Here is an 18,545-nt window from a genome sequence, read left to right as displayed (position 1 = left end):
GCGATCACCAGGGGAGAAAGTTGGAGGCGAAATTGCGCAGGCCGCTGCCGATGGATTCCACCACCCGGCCGACCCCGTCGACGACCCGCGCGGCGACCTGCACCGCGACCTTGGCCACCGACTTGCCGGCCTCGTAGACCGTCTCGCCGATCGAGCTGCCGGCGATCCCGCCGACCACGCCGCCGACGAAGCCGCCCACGGCGCTGCCGACCGGGCCGAACACGGTGCCGATCGCCGCGCCGATACCGGCGCCCTTGGTCGCGCCGGCGATCGCCATGGTGGTGGTCACCGTGATGTTGCCGATGGCGTCGATGGCTTCTTCGCCGGTCAGTTCACCCTTGCCCAGCTTGTAGAGGATCTTGGCGTTCTGCATGCCGACACAGGCGATGTTGGTTATCAGTCCGGCCGGGGTATTGCGCAGTACGCTGCCGAGCCAGCCGTTCTTCACCGCCACGACCACCGCGCCGGAGACGGCCACTTGCGCGGCGGTCTGGGTGGAGGAACGCAGCGAGCTTTCGAAGAACTCCTTGAGATCGTCCTGGGCGCTGGGGTTGTCCCGGCCATTGAGGCTGTTCCAGGCGCGTCGGGCGAGGATGCGCACACCCTGCAGGCCGACGGAAAGGCAGGCGCCGACCATTGCCTGCTTGCCGATCTGTTTGGCGATGTCGACGCGGTTGGTGTCCTTCCAGTCGTACTGGCGCGCTTCGGCCTCGGCCTGGGCCTTTTTCTGCAGAGCCTTGGCTTCGTCCTTGGACAGCGGCTGGGATTTCACCCCGTCGATCTCGATCACTTCGCTGCTGTCGGCCACCTCGGCCGCGTGACCTTCCGGCACCAGGCGCTGCTGGCCTTCGTAGTCGCCGTTTTCGAACTGGCGGTTGGTCGCGTTGGCGTCCGCGCCGTACTTGGACTGGTAGCTGCCGACCACGTTGCCGTTGCCGTCGACGATCTCGATATCCACCGAGTTGAGGTCGCGGGAATTGACCATCTGGGCGCGGTACGGGCTGCCCTTGGTGGCGGCGTCGATATTGAAGGTGTCGACGTGGTGCTGCTCGGCGATGAAGCCGTCCAGGTTCGGGTTGAGGTTGATCGCGCCGCCCTGGGTGGTGACGATCTTGCGCGCGTTATCCGTGGCCTGTTCCAGGGCGTGATCGATGCGCCCGGCGTATTTGCCGACATGCACCGAGCCGGACACCGCGGCGTTTCTCTCGATCTCGCCGGCCAGCCAGGAGGCCTTGCTGCGGCCGCTGTCCAGATGCAGTTGCAGGGCGTCGCGGGAGTGGTTGAAGGCACCGGTCGAGCGGATCACCTCACGGCTGGCCTGGAGCCGTTCTTCCGGGTCTTTCCACAGGGTCGGGTACTTGCTGAATTCGTCGTCCAGCCACGTCTCCAGCGGTTTATCGCCGCGGGCGTTGCAGGAGGCGACGAAGGAGGCGATCACCGCACTGGTCTTGCCGGCGTTGTCCGGATTGGCGAACAGCGTGGTTTCGAGGCGATTGGCCTGGGTCTCGGCGATCTGCTCGAAATCGAGGCTGTCGTTCTTGTCGTGGTCGTTGCTCAGGGGCTTTTCCATATCGGCGGTCATGGGCGTGGTCCTGCGTCGTTCAGGTAGTCGGTGAGTTCGTCGCGCAGTTGCTGCTGCAACCAGGCGGGCTCGAGGATGCGTATGTGGGGAATCCAGTAGCGGATGATCGGCAGCAACTGGTTCGGATGATTGACCTGGCAGCGCAGCAGCAACTGGCCGTCGGTGCGTTGCTCGACCACGCGCTGCTGCGGCAGCACATTGCGCCGCAGGAAGTAGTAGGCGTTGCTGGCGGCCACCTGCACGGTGACGTCGAGGCAGTCCTGGCCGAACCAGATGTCGTCGTCGTTTTCGATCTGGCCCTGGATCCGCGGGTCGGGGCTGAAGCTTTCCTCCAGCAGGCGCAGTTCGTCGATGCGGCCGAGGGCGAAGCTCTTCAGGTGTCCGCCCTCGGTGGCGGCGAGGTACCAGATGCCCTTGTTGTGGATCAGCCGGTAGGGCTCGATGCGCCGCGATTTGCCGGTGTAGTTCAGCTGGCAGCGGCGGTGTTGCTCGACGGCGCGGCTCAGCGTGCGGAAGTCGCTGGTGTCCGGGCGCTCGGCGGCGAAATGTCCGTCGCGCACCAGGAAGCTGGCCTGGCCGGGTTTGAGCAGTTCCAGCCAGGAGCGTCGGTCGCTGGTGGGGAACAGCCGCTCGACGCCGCTGAGGCGGGCGAAGGTCTGCAGATCGGCCGGGGACAGGTGGCTGCGGTACTGGCTGGCCAGTTGATAGACACCATCGGCACCGGGCTCGACCACGTCACCGAGGCGGTTGAGGTCGCGGTAGATGGTCCGCTCGCTGACGCCGAAGCGTTCGGCCAGTTGCAGGCGCGTAGGGCGCTCGCCACCCTGCAACAGGCGCAGGATATCGGCGAGGCGCAGGGCCAGGGTGTCATGCTCGGTGGCCGCCATGGCGGGTCCTTGTCGATGGGCTTGGCGGCGACTCTAGCGAGGGCTACTGACAGGGTGTGTCAGTAGCGCTGACAGTATTGGTGCTGGCCTGCCGGAAAAATGGCGACAATAACCCGGATGGTGGCTGGTGGCCACTTTGCGGGCGGGGTGGCACCGACTCGCCGTTGGTCGCCAATCCGTGGCAGGCAATCCAATGACGGTCGGGTATGTACAGCGCTAGTACCTGAATTGCCACGTATTTCGATTGTATTGCTGGAAAGCCGCCAAGCGGCCGGCGTTGATGGCTTATTGACATTGAATTGGCGGCCGCCTTAGCTCTGATGAGATGGATCACCCGCCATCCGAGGGACGGGCAATAACCGCATCATCTGTGAGCCCGATAGTTATCGAGAGGCACCGGTAATAATGGAACTGCAGGGAATAAAACCCAGAGCAGTGAAAACGGCAGGGAGCTGAATACGGCGATGATCCAGATCGATAGAGCCGATACGGTTGGATTTTTTCTTATCTCCTCAATTGTTCCGTTGATCATTCTGATATATGGAGATTATTTATATATCGGGATGTGGTACTACCTCGCCATTCCTCTGGCGGCTTGGTTGATCGCTATCTGGCTTGGTCCCCGCACGGGGTTTCTGAGCGGTTTGGCCATTGCCCTGGCGCTGGAGTACATTCTGTTTCTGCAATTCAATTGGCGCGCTGAACATCAAGAGGGGATGGTCGGGATCGTGCACTTCTTTTCACTGCCTGGCGCTGTTCTGGGCATGGTGTTCTGCGCCTATCTGTTGAAGAGAATATCAACGCGTTCCTGGCTCGTGGTTCTGCTTTTGTCTTGTGTCAGTGTCTTGGTCGGGTTCACGCTCGCGCAGGCTCTTTTCTATCTTTTTTCATATGCCGTTGTGGCAGTCATGAAGTTGGCTGCTTAAGGGGCGCATGGGTGTTCACGGTTTGTTACGTTTTTACGACGCCTTCTGCGACACCACGCCGCACCCTTCCAGCGCCCTGCGCTGGCACCCCCACCCCTCGCATGACAAAATGCCGCCCCACAAGAAACCACGAAATGAACAGCTTCACTGCGAAGCGTGCACCCTCCCGAAAGGATGGTTACATGAACGATCTACTGACCCGGCGTTCGGTTCTCGCCGGGCTCGGCGTGCTGGGGCTCGGCGCCCTGGCGGGCTGCGACAGTTCCCCGAAACTCGACTTCAAGTACGGCAAGGACCTGAGCAACAAGATCCTCGGCCGCTCCTTCAAACTCCAGGACGTTCACGGCGACACCTACGCGTTGTCGAGCTTCTACGGCTCGATGCCGATGGTGTTCTTCGGCTTCACCCAGTGCCCGGCGATCTGCCCGACCACCCTGGCGCGGGCGGTGCAGATCAAGAAGCTGATGGGCCGCGACGGCGATTTCCTCAAGGTGGTGTTCATCACCCTCGATCCCGAGCGCGATACCCCGCAGGTCCTGGAAGACTACGTGAAAGCCTTCGACCCGACCTTCACCGCGCTGTCCGGCACGCCGGAGCAGATCGCCGCCACCGCCAAGGAGTTCGGCGTGTTCTACGAAAAGGTACCGCTGGGTGACAGCTACACGGTGTCGCATTCGTCCACCAGTTTCGTCTTCGACTCCCGCGGTCGTCTGCACCTGGGCCTGGCCCATTCGCTGACGGCGAAGGAATGCGCCGAAGACCTGTTGACCCTCATGGAGATCTGCTGATGACTTTCCTGCGCAAATCCCTGGCCATGCTGGCCCTGTGCGGCGCGGCCTTGCCGGCCCTGGCGCAAACCACCGTGGGCGAGCCCTGGGTCCGGGCCACCGTGGCCAACCAGCAGGCGTCCGGGGCCTTCATGACCCTCACCGCCGATACCGACAGCAAGCTGGTCGCCGTGCAGTCGCCGGTGGCCAGGGACGTGCAGATCCACGAGATGCGCATGCAGGGCGATGTGATGAGCATGGGCCCGGTGCAGGCGGTCGACCTGCCGGCCGGCAAGACCGTGGTCCTCGATGCCAACGGCTATCACGTGATGCTGATGGGCCTCACCGGGCAATTGAAGGAAGGTCAGCAGGTCGCGCTGACCCTGGTGATCGAGGATGCCAAGGGCAACCGGGAAAACCTCGAGGTCCAGGCACCGGTGCGCGCGCTGACCAGCGGCGGGCATGAGATGCATCACGGCAAGGGCCATATGTAACGCTGTTGCGCAGGGCAGTTCGCTGCCCCGCACTCCCTTCCGCGCCAGCGATCGCTTGTGCGCGAAACACCATGCCACGGGCATTTCCCGCCACCCGTCCGGGCGCCTCCAATCAAAGCGAATCCCTGCAACCTCATGAACTCTCACTGATGTACGGCACAACGTCGTGCATCCTTCGTTTTCTATGAGGTGGAAGATCATGGCTAACAACGAAAACCGCACTGGTTCCAAGCAAGGTGGCAACCCGGGCAATTTTGCCAACGATCGGGAAAAAGCCGCCGAAGCCGGCCGCAAGGGCGGACAACAGTCGGGTGGCATGAACCAGGACCGGCAGAAAACCCAGGACACCGGCCGCAAGGGCGGTCGCTCCTGATCGGTGATACCGCGGTAATCGGCGGGGCATGATCGTTGCCCCGTTCGCCTGGCGCATCGCGGCCTGTCCACGATGCGCCGTTCGCTTTTGTGGAGGACATCGCCATGAACCAGGGCGCAGTCATGCTCCTGCTGTCCGGCCTGCTGGCGCTGGGCGGTTGCTTCGACAACTCGAACCATCCTGGCAAGGATTCCGATCCGAGCAAGCCGTCGTTGCAGATGCAGCAACCGCCGGCGGAGAGCCCGGCCTCGCAGCTGGCACCGGGCAAGGACAGCGACAACTGATCGGGAGCGCGCGCATTGCGGGTAAACCTTTAAGCGGATCAACAAGGTCACCGGCAGGGGCGTGAGCCAGGAGGAGATCCGCAAGGCGCGCCCCGAAGCGACGAATCCTGAATGATGAAGGAGACGACCATGACCGAGCACTGCGCCTGTCCCGGCTGTACCTGTGAAGTGGATGCCAACGCGCTCATGCGCGATGGCGAGGCCTACTGCTGCGAATCCTGCGCCAGCGGGCACGCGAAGGGCGAGCCATGCCACATGAGCGCCTGCCATTGCGGTGATGAGCAGGGCCGGCAGCCCGATGAATCGAAGGTCGACAACGCCCTGGAAGAGACCTTTCCAGCGAGCGATCCGATTTCCCCCTGACGCGTCGATGTCGCGTGTGCGAACGGCATGTTGGGTGTTTCGGGAAGGAAATAAGTGCTATCGCCAAGCGTTCTTGGCAACTGGCAGTTCTGTCAGGTGAGCAGTACGCCGGTCGGCGTTATGTTCTGCAGGAATGAACATCCTCGATTCAGACATGACGCGGCGCCTTCCCCTGTGCGCACGCAACATCGCCGTGGCGCTGCTAGTCGTCCTGGCGCCGGCTGCCCACTGCGCCAACCAGACCTATGCCGATCCCGCGGCTGTCCAGCTTCTGGAACTGCCGAGCGACATCGCCCGGGTCACCGTCACCCTGATTGGCGGAGGTGGCGGCGGCGGAGCCGAGGGTGTGGCCACGGCGTTTCCGGTCCTCGCCAGACCCGCTGCCGGTGGCGGCGGTGGCGGCGGGGGTGCGACGCTCATCTGTACCCTGGCCGTGCTGCCCGGTTCCGTGTTGCAGGTGACGGTCGGTGCCGGCGGCGTGGCCGGCACGGAGCATGACGGCGACGGAGGGGCGGGCGGTGCCAGCCGTATCCGCATTCGCGAGCCCGGAGGCACGCTGTCGGCGTTCCGTTTTTCCGCCGAGGGCGGCAAGGGTGGTGGGGCGGGCAGCGGCAATCTGTTCAGTCGCCTGCCTGGCCGTGGCGGCAGCGGCGGCAAGGGCTCGACCACGCCTGACTGCGTGCTCGCCGAGGGCTTCGCGGGGGGCAATGGCGGTGCTGGCAACACCGCCGACACGCCGGGCAAGGGCGCCGCGGCCAGTGCCGTTGAAGCGGCGCGAATGCTCGGGTTGCTGCGCGAGTTCAAGGCGCAACGGGAGGACCTTGCCACCGCCGCTGCCGCCGATGCCGCGCGCAATGCCCTGTGCCAGGGGACGGGGCTGGGCGGTGATGGCGGCACCCACACTCGATTCGCCAGTGGCGCCGGCCGCGCCGGGTGCGTCTCGATCGACTATTGAGGGCTGCGGCTCAGCGCCCCGACGCTGGTTGAACTTTGCCCGGCGCAGAACCTCCACCGAATGTCGGATCAGGCGCCGGGTCCACAATGCCCTGCTCGGCCTCTGCGATCTGGACGAACTCGCCGGCCGCCGGCAACCGACGCTGACAGCATGAGGTGAGCATGGCCAGTCATATCATTCATTTCACCGGACCGATCAACGCCTCCACCTGCGGCAACCTCATCAGCACTTGCTCCAAGGCCCTGCAACAGGGTGCCGAGCGCCTGCAGCTGAACATCGCCACCATGGGCGGGGAGTGCAGTTACGGCTTCAGCCTGTACAACTTCCTGCGCTCGTTGCCGGTGCCGGTGGACACCCACAACCTCGGCACGGTTGAGTCGATGGGCAATATCCTGTTCCTCGCCGGGGAGCATCGCACTGCCTGCACCTTGAGCAAGTTCCTGTTTCATCCGTTCCACTGGACGCTGCACGGTTCGGTGGATCATGCGCGGATGGCCGAGTATGCGATGAGCCTGGACTACGACCTGCAGCTGTATGCGCAGATCGTTGCCGAGCGTACGCAGGGGGCGCTGGAGGTGCTGGATATTCCGCGTTATCTGATGGCTCATCCGCGCATCGTCACGCCGCAGGAAGCGATTCGTTGCGGGTTGATCCAGGCGGTGAGCGATTCGGTGATCGGGGCGGACGTGGTGCAGTGGAGTGTGCATGCCTGAGGGAGTGGGCTGGCGTGTCAGCGATGCGCATAGGTATCTACACATCTTTGAGGGCCTGGTGGGGGACCGCATAAAGGCTGCCAGGTGTCTGTCTTGAGTCCTGCAGCGCCCTCCAGATCGAGCGCCGCCCGCGCGGCGCTTCGCGAGCAAGCTCGCTCCCACAGTTTGTTGCAACGCGCCTATGCCTGACAGGCCATGGTTGACCGCCTTGTTGGTTCGACTCGATACCGAGTCGAGCCCAACAGCCTCCCCGCGATGCATCGCCGAAAAAACAAAGGCTGACAACCCAAATCCCACAGGCCATGGCGCGTTGCAACAAACTGTGGGAGCGAGCTTGCTCGCGAAGCGCCGCGCTGAGGACACTGCAGGACTCAAGACAGGCACCTGGCGGCCTTCATGCGGTCCCCCGACAACCTTTCGAAGATGTGTAGATACCCCAGCAACGATACGGCCCTGATCATCTGCATCATTTCAGCCCCAAGCGCTGCATCGCGGTGCACTCCGACGACCCCGCCTTAACCCAATCCGCCACCCAGATGCCCGCGCCGTGGCAGCTGCCGCGGCAATGACGATATGATGTTTCAAATTATTACGCATAGGATTGGGGGGAAAATGCCACTCAAGGATCTGCTGTTGGCGCTGGTGGTGATCGTCGCCTGGGGGCTCAACTTCGTGGTGATCAAGGTCGGCCTGGACGGCCTGCCGCCGATGTTGCTCGGGGCCCTGCGCTTCGTCCTGGTGGCGATTCCGGCGGTGTTCTTCATCCGTCGTCCACAACTGCCATGGCGCTGGCTGATCGCCTATGGCTCGACCATCTCCCTCGGCCAGTTCGCCTTTCTCTTCGAAGCCATGCACAACGGCATGCCGCCGGGGCTGGCGTCGCTGGTCCTGCAGTCGCAGGCGTTCTTCACCATGATCTTCGCCGCGGTCTTCCTCGGCGAGCGCCTGCGCGCGGCCAGTGTGCTGGGCCTGCTGGTGGCGGCTGGCGGGCTGGCGCTGATCGGCAGCGAGAACGGCAGCCATGTACCCCTGTTCGCGCTGCTCCTGACCCTCTGCGGCGGTGCCTGCTGGGCCATGGGCAACATCATCACCCGGCGCTTCGGCAAGATCGATCTGGTCGCCCTGGTGATCTGGGGCGCGCTGATTCCGCCGCTGCCGTTCCTCGCCCTGTCGTGGTACCTGGAAGGGCCGGCGCTGATCGAAGCGTCGCTGCGCAACATCGGCCTGCACTCGATCCTGGCCCTGATCTACCTGGCGGCGATCGCCACCATGCTTGGCTACGGTCTGTGGAGCCGCCTGCTGTCGCGCTACCCGGCGGGCAAAGTGGCACCTTTTTCGCTTCTGGTTCCGGTAGTGGGGCTGACCTCGTCGGCCTGGCTGCTGGATGAGCGCTTGAGCGCGATCCAGTGCTGGGGCGGTGTGCTGGTGATGTTCGGGTTGCTGATCAATGTGTTCGGGCCGCGCCTGCGCGAGGTATTCCGGACTGCGCAAGCCTGAGTTCGTTGCCGCCTGTCGGGGAGCCTGCCGATGACCGGTCGGTCCGCAAATGTCCGACTAGTCTCTCAAACATTGAGATCGCTATTTTCAGGTTCTCCGCTGGAGAGTCGGTAGCGGTCGCTTTCAGAGGGGACAGGAACATGAAGGATCAATTTCTCGAAGACCTCGGCGACGAATTTCCCATCAATGCCGTGGTGCGTTGTGGTCAGTCCGCCTTCCGCCTGGGCTTCGCCCACATGACCTTGGACGATGCCCAGGGCTCCTTCAAGGCGAGGACGCCGGCCCGCGCGGAAAGTCGCCGGTTCCTTCCCGCCGCCCTGCCAAAACGCTGAAACCGATGCCCTTCGGGGCATTCGCGGCCGTTTCGTCACGCATTGTTCGACCGTTGTTCGGGTGTTTGCCCAAAGCGCCGACGGGTACGCGATTTGTGCCAATTGATGCTGCTTTGCTTGACCTTGCTCATTGCGCCGGCGCTCGGTGCTGGAGAAGGGGGGCAATCTGTGCCTTACTTGGGCACGCTAATTCCAGTGGAGGACAGCAATGCGTATCAGGGAAGAAAAGTACTGGGAATGGGCGGATGCCATGCTGCACAGCCGCAGTCACGACGAAGTGCTCAGTGACGGTACCAGCATCGATGTTCAGGTCAGGCTTTCGCGCACCGGCGCGACCCAGCTTTTCCTCGGTGTCTATGCCCGCCAAGGCAAGGCCTTGCTCGAGGAGTACTACCCGGCGCGACCCAGCGAGAGCATGAGTCGGGCGCTGGCCTGGGGTGTCGATCGGGCCAGGGCGCTGGTCTTCGGTCTGCAGCCGGAGGAGACAATGGCGCTGCAGGCATAACCGAATCGCAACGAAAGAACCGCCGCGGCAATGACTGCCCCGGCGGTTTTTTCTTGTCCGCGAATCAGTGTCCGTGACGGGCGCGGCTGGCCTGGACGATACGTTGCGCCGGCACCCGCAGTTGCGTCAGCAGGTACTCGGCGAAGGCCGCCGAGTAGTCCTGGCGGGCAATCGCCTGGGCCATGCAGTCGAGCCAGATCCGCGCGTGCTCTTCGCTCATCGGCCATTGCGCATGGAACGAAGGGATGCCGATCGGGCCGTAGCGCTCGGCGAACAGCTTCGGTCCGCCGAGCCAGCCGCTGAGAAAGCAGGTCAGCTTGTCCCGCGACAGGCTCAGGTCGGCGCCGTGCATGCGCCGCACCGCCTGGGCGGCGGGGTCCTGGTCCATGATGTCGTAGAAGTCGTCCACCAGGCGGCGCAGGCCGTCGAGGCCGCCGGCGGCCTGGTAGGACGCATCGGCGTTGCCGAATACGGGGCTGGTCATGGCGAAGGGGCTCCGGGGAAAAGCCGCATCTTACCCGCAAGGCAGGGCGCTGGATTGATCGCGGACATGAAAAAGCCCGGCCTTTGGGGCCGGGCTCGATAAAGCTGACAACTCAGCAGAGGCGGTCGATGACCTGGATGCCCTGGCCGTCACGCAGTGCTGGCCATTCCTGCTGCAGGGTGGCCAGGACGCGACCGACGAACTGGGTGTCGGCGGCGGCCTTCTTGCCGACGTAGCCCTGGCCACGGCGGTACATCTTCAGGCGGGCGCGCATGTTCGGCTTGCGCTGTTCGAATTCGCTTTCCGCGGTGCAGGCCCCCAGGCCTTCGATATGCACGCGACCCGCATCGCAGATCCAGAGAATGTGGTTGTCGAGGCTGTCTTTGCGCGCTGCGAACAGTTTGGCCAATTCTTCGATGGTCGGTTTTTCGTTCAGGTTCATCATTTAAAGCCCCCATGACTCTTCAGTATTGATTTCTCTTCCGGCGCCACATGTGTAGCGCACTACCAAGGCTGCTACAGCAGCATCGCAACAGGGGCTTTCTTCACTCTGCCTTTTGGACAGTCCCACTCCACGGACGACCCGAAAACCACTCGAACCGTCTGGAACACCCTTGCCAGCGCTCCCGATCAGGGAGACGGCCTCATCATGCAAGAGCTCGACGAACGGCGTCAACAGGTTTTGTAGTGATTTTTTCCTAGCACTACAAATTTCTTTTCCTACAGGATTCAAAGGCTACAAGGTGACTGACAGGTCAGTAGGATTGTCTGGCAAAAGCCGTGGTGGAGGGCTTGTGGAAAAACGCGGGCAGCAGCGAAGACGACGGCGTGCGGGCGTCGGTGTCTGGTGTCAGGGGGGGAGCGGGAGCGGCGGTCGCGTGGAAGGACCGCCGGGGGGAATCAGAAGTTCGCCGGGGTGTTGGCGCTGATGATCTCGGCCTCGTCCTGGCCGATGTTCTTGAAGCTGTGGGGCAGGGTGGTGGGGAAGTAGTAGCCGTCGCCGGAGTTGAGGATGCTCACCTGGCCATCGACGCGCAGTTCGATGGTGCCACGGGTCACCAGGCCGCATTCCTCGCCTTCGGCGTGGACGATCGGCTCTTCGCCGGAGTCGGCGCCGGGGGCGTACAGCTCGCGCAGCATGCGCATCTGCCGTCCTTCGACACTGGCGCCGACCAGCAGCATGCGCATGCCGCTGCGACCCAGGTCGGGTTGTTCGGCGGCGCGGAAGACGAAGCGTTCTTCCCGTGGCGGTTCGTCGAAACTGAAGAACTCCGCGAGCGACATGGGGATGCCTTCGAGCAGCTTTTTCAGGGAACTGACCGAAGGGCTGACGCGATTCTGCTCGATCTGCGAGATCGTCGAGTTGGTCAGGCCGCTGCGTCGGGCCAATTCCCGTTGGGAGAGCTTGTTGCGTTCACGCACCAGTCTGAGTCGTGTCCCCGTGTCCATAGCCGCCTTGGTGTGTCAGAAATAATGGGCGAAGCATTAAAACACACTCGTGGCGGCTGTGTACGGGCTGCAAGCGACTGGTTGCGCGGGTTTCAGGCCGGCGGCGGCTGTCGTGCGCCCGACCACGCCGCCACCAGCAGCAACAGGCCCGTCGCCACCAGATACGGCAGTCGTGCATCGAGGGTGTAGATCAGCGTCCCGGCGAGCGGCCCGACGACGACCCCAAGGCCCTGGACGGCGCCGATGGAGCCGGCGGTGGCGCCCTGTTCCGAGGCGTCCACGGCATTCGCCGCCAGCGCCGCGAAGGCCGGGAAGACCCAGCCCATGCCGCTGGCGCTGACGAAGTAGCCGAGCGCCAGCACGGCCGCGCTGTCGGCCAGGGCGCTGACCAGGAAGCCCAGTGCGGCGATGCTGGCACCGACGCGGATCATTCGCAGTGGCGGCCATTGCACTTTGCGCACCAGCAGCTGCGAGCAGATCAGCGCCACGCCGACCATGGTCAGTGCCACACCCGCGGCCTGGGCGGCGGCGCCGGGGTCCAGGGCGAGGCGGTCGAGGGCGAAGAAACCAACGGTGATCTGCGCCAGGGACACGCAGAGCATGGCGACGAAGGCCACCACCAGCGGTCGGCGCAGGCGCGGGTCGCTCAGGCGCACCGGGCGTGGTGGCTGGGCCAGGTGCAGTTCCTGACGCTGCAGCTTGCTGCGCAGCACCAGCACCGCCAGCAACGGCAGGATGGCCAGGGCGTACATCGGCAGGCTGAGGCTGAAGCGCGCCAGCAGCGCGGCCAGGGCCGGGCCGAGGACCAGGCCGACGGCATTGGCCGCGCCCAGCGAGGCCAGTGCCCTGGCCCGATGCTGTGGCTCGACGTTGTCGGCGATCAGCGCATTGCTGCCCACCGGCAGGGCGGCGTAGAAGGCGCCGATGGCACCGCGGCCGAGCATCATCCCGGCAAAGGCGATCGAGGCCGGTGGCAGCCAGCGCAGGGCGCCGTCGATGAACAGGCACAGGGCCCAGTAGGCGAGGGTGAAGCCGCTGGCGCCGAGCAGGAGGATGCGACGGCGACCATAGCGGTCGCTGGCCCGGCCCCAGGGCCGGGCGAGGAGCATCCAGATCACCCCGGACACGGTCATCGCCGCACCGGCCTGCCAAGGGGCCAGTTGCAGGACATGGGCGATCGGGCCGATCAGCGAAACGAAGGCCATCATGGCGATGGTGCAGGCCATGTGGGCGAAGAGCAGGGGGCGGATGTCGAAGGTGGTCTGTGGCGGAGGCACCTGGGCTGTGGTCATGGGGCGGTCCGGGAGGGCTGGTTTTTGTGGTGGTCGTGCGGGCTTCATCGCGGGCAACGCCCGCTCCTACAAGGTTCTGGGTTGTCCTCGATATCAAGGACCGACACAAGACCTTGTGGGAGCGGGCATTGCCCGCGATGAGGCCGGAAAGACTGGCGATTGTGCCCCGGTCTGGTGCAGAAATTGAAGATAAAAACCGTATTTACGCTTTTATTTCGCTCACCACAGCGCCACGGTGTACCCCAGAATCAACCGGTTCTCATCGATATCCGTGGTCAACCCTCCACTGGAGCGGAACGTCGCATTGCGCAGGCGCACGCTGAAATTCTTCAGCGGCCCGGTCTGCACCACATAGGCGATATCGGTGTCGCGTTCCCATTCCTTGCCGCCGCTGACGCTCGCCGTCTCGATGTTCCGGCCGTTCACGTAGCGGGTCATGAAGCTCAGGCCGGGCAGGCCGAAACCGGCGAAGTTGTAGTCGTAGCGCGCCTGCCAGGCATCGGTCTCGGCCTTGGTGAAGACGTTCACCGTGACCAGGTTGACCGAATACGGGTCCAGCCCCGGGTAGGCAAAATCGCCATCGCCGGAGAGGTTCTGGTAGCCCAGGCCGAATTTGTGCGCGCCAACGCCCAGGGTCAGCATGCCGTTGAAGAAGCGGTTGTCGATCTTGCCGCCGTCGACCCGGGATGCCGAGCGCAAGGCATCCTGGCCGCTCTCGTGGGTGTCGAACCAACGCAGGTCGCTGCGCAGGTTCACCCCGTCGCCCAGCGGCAGGTCGTGCACCAGGCCGGCGTAGTGCTGGCGGTAGATGTCCTGCATCTGCGCGTAGTAGTAGCTCACGGCCAGGCGCGGGGTCAGGCTGTAGGTCCCGCCGGCGAGGTCGAGGTGGCTGCTCTCCACCCCGGCGTAGCTCATTTCGTCGTTGCTGGAGGAGTCGCGCAGGTTCTGCTTGTCCAGGCGTCCGACGTTGAGGGTCAGGCCGTCGATGTCCTGGGAGGTGAGCAGGCCGCCGCTGTAGGTCGACGGCAACAGGCGCACGTCGTTGATCGCCGCCACCGGCAGGGCCGGTTGCAGGGTGCCGAGCTTGAGGGTGGTCTTGCTGATCCGCGCCTTGGCGGTCAGGCCCAGTTCGCTGAAGTCATCCACCGGTTCCTGGCTGGCGCCGAAAGGCAGCAGGCCGGTGCCGCGGCGGTCACGGCTGGAATCGAGCTTGACGCCGAGCTCGCCGAGGGCATCGATGCCGAAGCCGACGCTGCCTTCGGTGAAGCCCGATTCCAGGCGCAGGATGAAGCCCTGGGCCCACTCCCGCGCCTGGCTCTGCGGCGCATGGCTCTGGCGGAAATCGCGGCTGAAGTAGAAGTTGCGGGCTTCCAGGCTGCCCTTGCTGTCCTTGATGAAGTCGGCCTGGGCGAAAACGGGAGCGAGAACGGTGCATAGGCCGGCACCGGCTGTGCAATAGCGACGGGAACGTGACATCGATGGCATACCTTTTGTTTTTGTTTTGGCGTACTGAGGGCCAAGCCCGCCTCTGGCGAGCAGGGTTTATAGTTAACATGTTATCTTTTGTGTCGTGAAGTCCTTTTGGCAGATGTCCAAATAAATTTAAGATATTAACGTCATGCCTGATCTTTCCCTGTTTCCGGAGCCCCGATGACCCCTTCTTCCAATCCGGGGCGGCTGATCGTCCTGCTCGCCGCGCTGGTGGCCTTCGCGCCGCTGTCGATCGACACCTACCTGCCCAGCCTGCCGGCCATTGCCAGCGACCTGGGCGCCGATGCCGCCCATGTGCAACTGACCATCAGCCTGTTCCTCGCCGGCCTGTGCCTGGGCATGCTGGTCTACGGGCCGCTGTCCGACCGCTACGGACGCCGGCCGCTGCTGCTCGGCGGCATGGGCCTGTACCTGCTGGCGACGGTGGGTTGCATGTTCGCCGGCTCGGTGGAGCAACTGGTGGCCTGGCGTTTCTTCCAGGCCCTCGGCGGGGCGGCGGCGTCGGTGCTGGCGCGGGCCATCGTGCGTGACCTGTTCCCCCTGGGCGAAGCGGCGAAAGTGCTGTCGCTGATGCACCTGGTGACCATGCTCGCGACCCTGGTGGCGCCGCTGCTGGGCAGCCTGCTGATGGACCTGAGCGGCTGGCGCACGGTGTTCCTGGCGTTGCTGCTGTTCTGTGCGATCTGCCTGCTGGCCTCGGCCTTGAAGATCGCCGAGACCCATGCCCCGGAGCAGCGTGGCGAATCGCTGGGCAAGGTCTTTCTCGCCTATTGGCAGATCGCCAGGCAGCCGCTGGCCCTGGGCTACATCCTCTGCATGGGCCTGGCCTTCGGCGGCATGTTCGCCTTCATCACCGCCTCGCCGTTTGTCTACATGGAGTATTTCGGCGTCTCCCCCCGCGGCTACGCTTGGCTGTTCGGCCTGAATATCGCCGGGATCATCGTCATGACTCTGATCAACGCACGTTTCGTCGGGCGCCTCGGGCCGCTGCGCATGCTCGCGCTGGGCGCCTCGCTGGCCGGCGTCGCGGCGCTCGGCCTGCTGGCGGTTGGGCTCGGTGGTTGGGGCGGGCTGGGGCTGATCGTCGCCTGGGTGGTGCTCTACGTCAGTGTCACCGGGCTGCTCGGCGCCAACTGCGTGGCCAGCCTGCTGGCCTTGTACCCGCGTCAGGCGGGGGCCGCGGCGGGGCTGGCGGTGGCCTGTCAGTTCGCCCTCGGCGCGGGTTTTTCCGCCGCGGTCAGCGCCCTGGCCGATGGCACGCCGCGGCCGATGTGCCTGACCCTGGCCGTCGCCGGGCTGGGTTGTCTGCTGTGCTACGGCCTGATCGCTCGCCGCAGTCGTCGGCAGGCTGTCAGCCAGACGGCCTGAAGCCTGTACGAAGAGTCATCGACAGTCTTCGGATGCGTCCATACTCAGTGAACCCCCGGCGCGTTTGCCTGACGCCCGGGCACCTGTTACAAACAGGTGCGAGACCCGCGCGTGCGGCGTTCACAACAGCGGTGCCACAGTCGTTCGCCGGCACCGAACAGCATGGAATCCAGAATGACCCAAAGACAGGTAATCAATGCTTCGGTCGCCCCCAAAGGTAGCCTGGAGACGCTTTCCCAACGTGAAGTCCAACAATTGAGCCAGGCCGGCTCGGGCAGCATGTACAGCCTTTTCCGCCAGTGCGCCCTGGCGATCCTCAACACCGGCGCCCATGTCGACAATGCCAAGACCATCCTCGATGCCTACAAGGACTTCGAGGTCCGTTTCCACCAGCAGGACCGCGGTGTGCGCCTGGAACTGCTGAATGCCCCGGCGGACGCCTTCGTCGATGGCGAAATGATCGCCAGCACCCGGGAGATGCTCTTCAGCGCCCTGCGCGACATCGTCTACACCGAAAGCGAGCTGGACCGCCTGAACATCGACCTGGACAGCTCCCAGGGCATCACCGACTACGTCTTCCAGTTGCTGCGCAACGCGCGCACCCTGCGTTCCGGCGTCGAACCGAAGCTGGTGGTGTGCTGGGGCGGGCACTCGATCAGCAGCGAGGAGTACCAGTACACCAAGAAGGTCGGCCACGAGCTGGGCCTGCGCAAGCTGGACATCTGCACCGGTTGCGGTCCGGGCGTGATGAAGGGGCCGATGAAAGGCGCCACCATCGCCCATGCCAAGCAGCGCATGAGCACCGGCCGCTACCTGGGCCTCACCGAACCCGGAATCATCGCCGCCGAGGCGCCGAATCCGATCGTCAACGAGCTGGTGATCCTGCCGGACATCGAGAAGCGCCTGGAAGCCTTCGTCCGCGTCGGCCACGGCATCATCATCTTCCCCGGCGGCGCCGGCACCGCCGAGGAGTTCCTCTACCTGCTGGGCATCCTCATGCACCCGGACAACCGCGACCTGCCGTTCCCGGTGATCCTCAGCGGGCCGCGCAGCGCCGAGCCGTTCCTGCAGCAGTTGCATGCGTTCATCGGCGCGACCCTGGGCGAGGCGGCGCAGGGCCTGTACCAGATCATCATCGACGACCCGGTCGAGGTGGCGCGGGTGATGACCGAGGCGCTGAAGCAGGTGAAGCAGTTCCGTCGCGAGCGCAACGATGCCTTCCATTTCAACTGGCTGCTGAAGATCGAGGAGGGCTTCCAGCGCCCGTTCGATCCGACCCACGCCAACATGGCCAGCCTGCAACTGAGCCGGTCGCTGCCGCCGCATGAGCTGGCGGCGAACCTGCGCCGGGCGTTTTCCGGGATCGTCGCCGGCAACGTCAAGGACAAGGGCATCAGGTTGATCGAGGAGCACGGACCGTACGAGATCCATGGCGATGCGCAGATCATGGGGCCGCTGGACAAGTTGCTGCAGGCGTTCGTCGAGCAGCACCGGATGAAGTTGCCGGGTGGGGCGGCCTACGTGCCCTGTTATCGGGTAGTTGCATAAACATCGAGGGCCCTATCGCTGGCTTGCCAGCGATAGGCATGGGTATCTACACATCTTCTGGCGGAACCAGATTCGCCAGGAAAGCCACATCAGGTTTGGTGCAACGTGGTCGGTGTGGGAGCGGATTCATCCGCGATTGGGCGCGAAGCGGCCATAGAACCTGAGTCCCCGGTGTGCCTGACAGATTCGGGATTCTGGATTTACGACGGCTTCGCCGCCGATCGCGGATGAATCCGCTCCCACACCGACCGTGTTGCATCAGAATCATGCAGTTTCCTGGTAGATCTTCATGCCAGAAAGTTGTGTAGATACCCATGCAGCGATAGGGCCCTCAAGCCTTACACGAAATCACCGACCGCCATCAGTTGCAGGCTGCCATCTTCCTGCTCCTTGGTCAGCCCGCTGGCCAGCAGCAACGGCTTGACCCGCACCTGCAGGCTCGGCTCGACGAAGGTCTTGATCGCCTGCAGGTCCAGGGTGCCATTGCCCGGCATCTCTTCCTTGTTGTACGACAGCCAGGCGCTTTTCAGCTTGGCCAGTACGTCGGCGGCGGTGGTGATCGCAAAACGCCGATTCAGCGGGATGCCATTGAATTCGAAGGTGTGGGCGAAGGCATAGGCGCTCTCGTCGTTGCCGCTTTCCTTGCAGCGCGCGCAGACGCAACGGCCGTCACCGAAGGCATTGCTCAGGTAGGTGTTGAAGTCCACCACGGGCTTCAGGCTCAGGCGCTTGTCGACTTCGAACAGGTCACCGGTCAGTTTGGCATCGGCACTCAAGGTCATCTCCTTTGCGGGGCGTGCGGATTCAGCCGGGCACGATACCAGTGCGCGCAGTGTCGCGCTCGCTTTCGTGATGGCCGGGGCTGGCTTATCCTGTACGGCCTTTCGATCGCGCCCATTCCGGAGCCCCCGCATGCACAAGTACACCGCCACCGTAACCATCAGCGCCGAGCAGCGCGACGACGTCGAAGCCGTCGAGAACACTGGCGTGCAGATCTCGCTGGAAGCAGTGTCGGAAACCCTGAAGAAGGTGCATTTCAACGGCACCCTGGCCGCTCCGGACAACCCGACCCATATCTGCGTGACCCTGGAAAACGGCCTGACCTACTACGGCGAGATCGTCAACGGTCATGCCGAGCTGGAATACGGCTGGATCGCCTTCGAATCGGACATGCTGACCCCGCAAGAGCTGGGGCTGTAAGCGCCAGCGTTTATTTTTTCATCGGCCTGCATCCA

22 protein-coding genes are annotated in these 18,545 nt (G+C 64.0%); 14 read left to right on the top strand and 8 right to left on the bottom strand.

The features are described from left to right. Positions 1-4 precede the first annotated feature (4 nt). Both CHB99_RS24810 and CHB99_RS24805 read right to left on the bottom strand, forming a co-directional pair. Complete coding sequence (locus CHB99_RS24810; protein ID WP_042126062.1) at positions 5-1,582, bottom strand: hypothetical protein; 1,578 nt, start codon at positions 1,580-1,582, stop codon at positions 5-7. Further along, positions 1,579-2,469 carry a helix-turn-helix transcriptional regulator gene (locus CHB99_RS24805; RefSeq protein ID WP_042126060.1) on the bottom strand — a complete coding sequence of 297 codons (891 nt, stop codon included), beginning with the start codon at positions 2,467-2,469 and terminating at the stop codon, positions 1,579-1,581. The genes CHB99_RS24810 and CHB99_RS24805 overlap by 4 nt, the downstream gene beginning before the upstream one ends. 464 nt (positions 2,470-2,933) lie before the next feature. On the opposite strand from CHB99_RS24805, the gene CHB99_RS24800 reads away from it, so the two are divergent. The 11 genes from CHB99_RS24800 (at position 2,934) to CHB99_RS24750 (ending at position 9,678) form a co-directional block, all read left to right on the top strand. Then, complete coding sequence (locus CHB99_RS24800) at positions 2,934-3,395, top strand: hypothetical protein (RefSeq protein ID WP_042126058.1); 462 nt, start codon at positions 2,934-2,936, stop codon at positions 3,393-3,395. 182 nt (positions 3,396-3,577) lie between these two features. Then, positions 3,578-4,183 carry an SCO family protein gene (locus CHB99_RS24795; protein ID WP_042126056.1) on the top strand — a complete coding sequence of 202 codons (606 nt, stop codon included), beginning with the start codon at positions 3,578-3,580 and terminating at the stop codon, positions 4,181-4,183. After that, on the top strand, positions 4,183-4,656 hold the full coding sequence (locus CHB99_RS24790) for a copper chaperone PCu(A)C (RefSeq protein ID WP_377698362.1): 474 nt from the start codon (positions 4,183-4,185) through the stop codon (positions 4,654-4,656). Before CHB99_RS24795 ends, CHB99_RS24790 begins: the two co-directional genes overlap by 1 nt. Positions 4,657-4,855: 199 nt before the next feature. Then, on the top strand, positions 4,856-5,029 hold the full coding sequence (locus CHB99_RS24785) for a con-10 family general stress protein (RefSeq protein WP_042126054.1): 174 nt from the start codon (positions 4,856-4,858) through the stop codon (positions 5,027-5,029). A gap of 104 nt (positions 5,030-5,133) precedes the next feature. After that, positions 5,134-5,313, top strand: coding sequence for a hypothetical protein (locus CHB99_RS24780; RefSeq protein WP_042126052.1), 180 nt, complete (start codon positions 5,134-5,136; stop codon positions 5,311-5,313). Positions 5,314-5,442: 129 nt separating this feature from the next. Continuing rightward, entirely contained in the window at positions 5,443-5,676 is a 234-nt protein-coding gene (locus tag CHB99_RS24775) for a metallothionein (RefSeq protein WP_042126050.1), read from the top strand. Between the two features lie 154 nt (positions 5,677-5,830). Beyond that, on the top strand, positions 5,831-6,631 hold the full coding sequence (locus CHB99_RS24770) for a glycine-rich domain-containing protein (protein ID WP_042126048.1): 801 nt from the start codon (positions 5,831-5,833) through the stop codon (positions 6,629-6,631). Between the two features lie 161 nt (positions 6,632-6,792). Continuing rightward, positions 6,793-7,344, top strand: coding sequence for an ATP-dependent Clp protease proteolytic subunit (locus CHB99_RS24765; RefSeq protein WP_042126046.1), 552 nt, complete (start codon positions 6,793-6,795; stop codon positions 7,342-7,344). 612 nt (positions 7,345-7,956) lie between these two features. Beyond that, on the top strand, positions 7,957-8,841 hold the full coding sequence (locus tag CHB99_RS24760; protein WP_042126045.1) for an EamA family transporter: 885 nt from the start codon (positions 7,957-7,959) through the stop codon (positions 8,839-8,841). 140 nt (positions 8,842-8,981) lie between these two features. Next, positions 8,982-9,173, top strand: a complete 192-nt coding sequence (locus CHB99_RS24755; RefSeq protein ID WP_042126043.1) for a hypothetical protein — start codon at positions 8,982-8,984, stop codon at positions 9,171-9,173. 208 nt (positions 9,174-9,381) lie between these two features. Further along, positions 9,382-9,678 (top strand): hypothetical protein, encoded by a 297-nt coding sequence (locus CHB99_RS24750; protein ID WP_042126041.1) that lies wholly within the window; start codon positions 9,382-9,384, stop codon positions 9,676-9,678. A gap of 64 nt (positions 9,679-9,742) precedes the next feature. Here the strand turns inward: CHB99_RS24750 and CHB99_RS24745 are convergent, their stop codons facing one another. The 5 genes from CHB99_RS24745 to CHB99_RS24725 form a co-directional block, all read right to left on the bottom strand. Further along, positions 9,743-10,162, bottom strand: coding sequence for a group II truncated hemoglobin (locus CHB99_RS24745; RefSeq protein ID WP_042126039.1), 420 nt, complete (start codon positions 10,160-10,162; stop codon positions 9,743-9,745). Positions 10,163-10,274: 112 nt separating this feature from the next. Beyond that, the gene (locus tag CHB99_RS24740; RefSeq protein WP_042126037.1) at positions 10,275-10,607 is read right to left on the bottom strand and encodes a hypothetical protein; all 333 of its coding nucleotides are present in this window, start codon (positions 10,605-10,607) and stop codon (positions 10,275-10,277) included. 455 nt (positions 10,608-11,062) lie between these two features. Continuing rightward, positions 11,063-11,611 carry a cupin domain-containing protein gene (locus CHB99_RS24735; protein WP_009408871.1) on the bottom strand — a complete coding sequence of 183 codons (549 nt, stop codon included), beginning with the start codon at positions 11,609-11,611 and terminating at the stop codon, positions 11,063-11,065. A 92-nt stretch (positions 11,612-11,703) separates the two neighbouring features. Beyond that, the gene (locus tag CHB99_RS24730; RefSeq protein WP_042126033.1) at positions 11,704-12,903 is read right to left on the bottom strand and encodes an MFS transporter; all 1,200 of its coding nucleotides are present in this window, start codon (positions 12,901-12,903) and stop codon (positions 11,704-11,706) included. Positions 12,904-13,122: 219 nt separating this feature from the next. Beyond that, a complete protein-coding gene (locus tag CHB99_RS24725; RefSeq protein WP_042126031.1) occupies positions 13,123-14,379 on the bottom strand; it encodes an OprD family porin in 1,257 nt (418 codons plus the stop codon). A gap of 174 nt (positions 14,380-14,553) precedes the next feature. On the opposite strand from CHB99_RS24725, the gene CHB99_RS24720 reads away from it, so the two are divergent. After that, the gene (locus tag CHB99_RS24720) at positions 14,554-15,762 is read left to right on the top strand and encodes a Bcr/CflA family multidrug efflux MFS transporter (RefSeq protein ID WP_042126029.1); all 1,209 of its coding nucleotides are present in this window, start codon (positions 14,554-14,556) and stop codon (positions 15,760-15,762) included. A gap of 174 nt (positions 15,763-15,936) precedes the next feature. After that, a complete protein-coding gene (ppnN, locus tag CHB99_RS24715) occupies positions 15,937-17,310 on the top strand; it encodes a nucleotide 5'-monophosphate nucleosidase PpnN (protein ID WP_042126027.1) in 1,374 nt (457 codons plus the stop codon). Between the two features lie 338 nt (positions 17,311-17,648). Here ppnN and CHB99_RS24710 read toward each other — a convergent pair whose 3' ends face one another. Beyond that, complete coding sequence (locus CHB99_RS24710; RefSeq protein WP_170946412.1) at positions 17,649-18,086, bottom strand: hypothetical protein; 438 nt, start codon at positions 18,084-18,086, stop codon at positions 17,649-17,651. Positions 18,087-18,222: 136 nt separating this feature from the next. On the opposite strand from CHB99_RS24710, the gene CHB99_RS24705 reads away from it, so the two are divergent. Next, a complete protein-coding gene (locus tag CHB99_RS24705; RefSeq protein WP_042126022.1) occupies positions 18,223-18,510 on the top strand; it encodes a hypothetical protein in 288 nt (95 codons plus the stop codon). Positions 18,511-18,545: the final 35 nt, after the last annotated feature.

Origin of the sequence: Pseudomonas japonica, from assembly GCF_900188455.1 — a bacterium.
Classification (GTDB): Bacteria; Pseudomonadota; Gammaproteobacteria; order Pseudomonadales; family Pseudomonadaceae; genus Aquipseudomonas; species Aquipseudomonas japonica.
Note: the sequence above shows the minus strand (reverse complement) of the source record. Positions and strands in the feature narration are given on the sequence as shown.

Coding starts and splice junctions, on each gene's coding strand:
- CHB99_RS24810 (WP_042126062.1), bottom strand. CDS start 1,582: ATGACCGCCGATATGGAAAAGCCCCTGAGCAACGACCACGACAAGAAC.
- CHB99_RS24720 (WP_042126029.1), top strand. CDS start 14,554: ATGACCCCTTCTTCCAATCCGGGGCGGCTGATCGTCCTGCTCGCCGCG.
- CHB99_RS24780 (WP_042126052.1), top strand. CDS start 5,134: ATGAACCAGGGCGCAGTCATGCTCCTGCTGTCCGGCCTGCTGGCGCTG.
- CHB99_RS24765 (WP_042126046.1), top strand. CDS start 6,793: ATGGCCAGTCATATCATTCATTTCACCGGACCGATCAACGCCTCCACC.
- ppnN (WP_042126027.1), top strand. CDS start 15,937: ATGACCCAAAGACAGGTAATCAATGCTTCGGTCGCCCCCAAAGGTAGC.
- CHB99_RS24740 (WP_042126037.1), bottom strand. CDS start 10,607: ATGATGAACCTGAACGAAAAACCGACCATCGAAGAATTGGCCAAACTG.
- CHB99_RS24775 (WP_042126050.1), top strand. CDS start 5,443: ATGACCGAGCACTGCGCCTGTCCCGGCTGTACCTGTGAAGTGGATGCC.
- CHB99_RS24805 (WP_042126060.1), bottom strand. CDS start 2,469: ATGGCGGCCACCGAGCATGACACCCTGGCCCTGCGCCTCGCCGATATC.
- CHB99_RS24705 (WP_042126022.1), top strand. CDS start 18,223: ATGCACAAGTACACCGCCACCGTAACCATCAGCGCCGAGCAGCGCGAC.
- CHB99_RS24725 (WP_042126031.1), bottom strand. CDS start 14,379: ATGTCACGTTCCCGTCGCTATTGCACAGCCGGTGCCGGCCTATGCACC.
- CHB99_RS24785 (WP_042126054.1), top strand. CDS start 4,856: ATGGCTAACAACGAAAACCGCACTGGTTCCAAGCAAGGTGGCAACCCG.
- CHB99_RS24735 (WP_009408871.1), bottom strand. CDS start 11,611: ATGGACACGGGGACACGACTCAGACTGGTGCGTGAACGCAACAAGCTC.
- CHB99_RS24745 (WP_042126039.1), bottom strand. CDS start 10,162: ATGACCAGCCCCGTATTCGGCAACGCCGATGCGTCCTACCAGGCCGCC.
- CHB99_RS24770 (WP_042126048.1), top strand. CDS start 5,831: ATGACGCGGCGCCTTCCCCTGTGCGCACGCAACATCGCCGTGGCGCTG.
- CHB99_RS24760 (WP_042126045.1), top strand. CDS start 7,957: ATGCCACTCAAGGATCTGCTGTTGGCGCTGGTGGTGATCGTCGCCTGG.
- CHB99_RS24800 (WP_042126058.1), top strand. CDS start 2,934: ATGATCCAGATCGATAGAGCCGATACGGTTGGATTTTTTCTTATCTCC.
- CHB99_RS24790 (WP_377698362.1), top strand. CDS start 4,183: ATGACTTTCCTGCGCAAATCCCTGGCCATGCTGGCCCTGTGCGGCGCG.
- CHB99_RS24795 (WP_042126056.1), top strand. CDS start 3,578: ATGAACGATCTACTGACCCGGCGTTCGGTTCTCGCCGGGCTCGGCGTG.
- CHB99_RS24750 (WP_042126041.1), top strand. CDS start 9,382: ATGCGTATCAGGGAAGAAAAGTACTGGGAATGGGCGGATGCCATGCTG.
- CHB99_RS24730 (WP_042126033.1), bottom strand. CDS start 12,903: ATGACCACAGCCCAGGTGCCTCCGCCACAGACCACCTTCGACATCCGC.
- CHB99_RS24755 (WP_042126043.1), top strand. CDS start 8,982: ATGAAGGATCAATTTCTCGAAGACCTCGGCGACGAATTTCCCATCAAT.